The organism is Mycolicibacterium vaccae NBRC 14118 = CIP 105934 (assembly GCF_001552715.1).
Taxonomy (GTDB): Bacteria; Actinomycetota; Actinomycetes; order Mycobacteriales; family Mycobacteriaceae; genus Mycobacterium; species Mycobacterium vaccae.
This window is the reverse complement of the sequence record NZ_BCRS01000291.1, coordinates 1-3,136: the sequence shown is the minus strand read 5'-3', so window position 1 is coordinate 3,136 and position 3,136 is coordinate 1. Positions and strand designations below refer to the sequence as shown.

At 69.4% G+C, this 3,136-nt stretch carries 4 protein-coding genes and 1 pseudogene; 1 reads left to right on the top strand and 4 read right to left on the bottom strand.

Features of this window, described 5'->3' with window-relative positions:
- Together MVA01S_RS29265 and MVA01S_RS29260 are read right to left on the bottom strand one after the other, a co-directional pair.
- Positions 1-872 (bottom strand): annotated as a pseudogene (locus MVA01S_RS29265) (hypothetical protein); the annotation flags it as partial.
- A 1-nt stretch (position 873) separates the two neighbouring features.
- On the bottom strand, positions 874-1,671 hold the full coding sequence (locus MVA01S_RS29260; protein ID WP_003930161.1) for a (2Z,6E)-farnesyl diphosphate synthase: 798 nt from the start codon (positions 1,669-1,671) through the stop codon (positions 874-876).
- A gap of 56 nt (positions 1,672-1,727) precedes the next feature.
- Between MVA01S_RS29260 and trhA the strand changes: the two genes are divergently transcribed.
- Entirely contained in the window at positions 1,728-2,459 is a 732-nt protein-coding gene (gene trhA / locus MVA01S_RS29255; RefSeq protein ID WP_003930160.1) for a PAQR family membrane homeostasis protein TrhA, read from the top strand.
- Between the two features lie 119 nt (positions 2,460-2,578).
- Here trhA and MVA01S_RS29250 read toward each other — a convergent pair whose 3' ends face one another.
- Together MVA01S_RS29250 and MVA01S_RS29245 are read right to left on the bottom strand one after the other, a co-directional pair.
- Positions 2,579-2,944: a nuclear transport factor 2 family protein gene (locus tag MVA01S_RS29250; RefSeq protein ID WP_003930159.1), complete on the bottom strand. Its 366-nt coding sequence runs from the start codon at positions 2,942-2,944 to the stop codon at positions 2,579-2,581.
- 10 nt (positions 2,945-2,954) lie between these two features.
- On the bottom strand, positions 2,955-3,136 hold a 182-nt coding region (locus MVA01S_RS29245), incomplete at its 5' end, for a hypothetical protein (protein WP_159426379.1).

Genomic DNA, 3,136 nt, shown 5'->3' with positions numbered 1-3,136 from the left:
AGCGCCGCCTCGGTGCCGCGCAGCGCGGCCCGGTCGGCGCGCAGGCCCGGTGAGCCGGAGAACGCCAGCCGGTCCAGCAGCCCGGCCAACGGGTCGGCCAGCACGTTGATCGCGATCGCCACCGCCAGGCTGGTGAACAGCAGCACGACCAGCGTGGTGTGCCGGCCCGCCACGGCCAGACCGATCAGCAACTGCCCGCCGAACAGGACCGCGACCACGGCTGTGCCTGCGAACGAGCGCAGCATGTCCTTGCGCAGCGCCTGGCCCTCGTCGAATGCGTCGCCGATCGCGACGGCGACACCGAGCAGCGCGACGTCCACACCGGTGGACGCCAGCGCCAGCCAGCTGGGCAGCAGCCCCAGCGGGATGATCAGGATCGCGTTGCCGAGCGCGAAGAACAGCGTGGCCACCACGACGAACCCGATCACGGGGCGGGGCTGCGACCGCCGGGCCGTGGTCTGGATCATCAGGCCCAGCGACGGCACCGACACCGCGGCGAACATCACCCAGTGCCCGAGCCGCAGCGGACCCTCGACGTCGCCGGCCAGCGCGGCCCCGGCGAACGCGGCGACCGCGACGCACGCGACCAGCGCGGCCTCCCCGGCCCGGCTGCGCCAGGTGTCGCGCGGCCGCGACAGTTCCAGCAGCACCGCGAACCACGCGATCCCGGGAAGTGCGACAAGGTAGATCTCGACGCGGCTGAGCACCTCGGCGCCGCTGACCACGCGGACGGCGTCGAGTGCCACCACGAGCGCGAAACTGGTCAGTCCGAGCGCGGCCAGCACCAGCACGGCCTTGCGCGGATTGCGCGCGAGCAGATACAGCCCCAGCCACCAGCTCAGTGCGAACACCGATGCCGACAGGGCGAGCATGTCAGCGTCCGAAACGCCGGTGCCGGGCGCTGTAGTCGCGCAGCGCCCGCAGGAAGTCCACCCGGCGGAACTCCGGCCAGTACGCCTCGGTGAACCACATCTCCGAATACGCGCTCTGCCACAACAGGAATCCCGACAGCCGCTGCTCCCCCGAGGTGCGGATCACCAGATCGGGGTCGGGCTGGCCGGAGGTGTACAGGTTCTCCGAGATCGCCTCGGCGGTCACCGCTTCGATCAGGCCGTCGCCGGTGACGCCGTTGGCCAGTTCTTTGCTCAGCAGCGCGCGGACCGCGTCGACGATCTCCTGGCGTCCGCCGTAACCCACGGCGACGTTCACGTGGAAGGAGCCCGCGGGGGCCGTGTCACTCGTCGAGGAGACCGCCTCACGCAGCCGGCGCGCCGGTTCCTCACCGAGCAGCTCCAGATCGCCGACGGTGCGGACACTCCAGCGGTTGGCCGGCGCGCAGATCTCCTCGACCACCTCGGTGATGATCTCGATCAGCGCGGCCAGTTCGTCGTCGTCACGCTGCAGGTTCTCCGTGGACAGCAGGTACACCGTGGCCAGTTCGATGCCGGCCTCCTGGCACCAGCGCAGCATCTCGGCGATCTTGCCGGCCCCCGCTCGGTAGCCGAAGCTGACGTCGTCGTGACCCAATTCACGCGCCCATCGCCGGTTGCCGTCGCACAGAACGGCAATATGGCGGGGTAGTTCCGCGCGCGATGCCGTGAGCCCCTGGCGCAGACGCATCTCGTAGAGCCGGTACATCGGCTCCTTGAGGCGCCGCGGAATAAGGTCCACGATCATTCAGACTACTGTGGCGCGAGGTAAACCCAGCCCACGCAAGCGGAGGTGACATGCCCACATCCCTCGAACCGTGGTACACCGCCGATTCCCCGCGGGACCCCGAGGATCTTCCCGAAGCGGTCGCCGAAGGCGTCGCCCAGTTCCTGGGCAGGCCGAGGTTGCGGGGCTGGATCCACGTGTACTCGGCGGTGATCGCGGTCTTCTGCGGCGCGACGCTGGTGGCGGTGTCGTGGGCGACGCAGTCCACCCGCGCCGGGATCGCCACGCTGATCTACACGCTGACCATTGTGGCGATGTTCACCGTCAGCGGGGTCTATCACCGGGTCAACTGGACGTCGGTCACCGCGCGCAAATGGATGAAGCGCGCCGACCATTCGATGATCTTCCTGTTCATCGCGGGCAGCTACACCCCGTTCGCGCTGCTGGCGCTGCCCGAACGCGACGGCATGGTGCTGCTGTGGATCGTGTGGGGCGGCGCGCTGGCGGGCGTGGCGCTGAAGATGCTCTGGCCGTCGTCGCCGCGCTGGCTCGGGGTGCCGCTCTACATCCTGTTGGGCTGGGTCGCGGTGTGGTTCATCGGCCCGATCATGCACGGGGCCGGCACGGCCGCGGTGGTGCTGCTGATCGTCGGCGGCGCGCTCTACAGCATCGGCGGGGTGCTCTATGCGCTCAAGTGGCCGAACCCGTGGCCCGCGACGTTCGGGCACCACGAGTTCTTCCACGCGTGCACCGCGGTCGCGGCCATCTGCCATTACATCGCGATGTGGTTCGCCGTCTACTAGGCCCCCCGCGAGCTGCGAACGTGCGTGTCTGCGGGCAACTCGCCGGGGAAATGACCTACTTTGCGCACGCTCGTGCGCTCGCAGGCCCACCGACACGCACGCTCGCGCCGGGACGGCGGCTAGAGCTGCGTGATGTTCTGCGGGCCCCAGTAGGCCTTCATCGACGTGATCTGGCCGTCGCCGTCGAACGTCATGACCTCGATGGGTTCGATGCGCATCGTGCCGACCGTGATCGCGAAGACGAACGCCGCCTCGTGGCCACCGGCGCGGAAGCTGAGCAATTCGGTCGTGATCTCGGCGCCCGAGACATTCTTGTAGAACCCGGCGATGGCCTGCCGTCCGATGTGCACCTCGCCACCGCCGACCGGATCTTCCAGGGTGGCGTCCTCGGCGTAGAGCGCCGCCACATCGTCGGCGCTGCCGCTGACCACCGTGTCGAGATAGCGCTGGACAAAACCCTGCAGTACATCCGGCTCGAAACTCATGAGCGGCACGCTACACGGACGCTCTCAGTGCGGTGGCGAGATCCTCGGCGGTGGTGACCGGCATGTCACAGACCCGGCCCCGGCACACGTAGGCGGCGTCCGCGCCGCCGACCCGGAGCCGGTCCCGCAGCAGCTCAGACGAATTCACCTCGCCGCCGATCACGACGGCCCCGCCGGGCGCCAGCCGGCGCG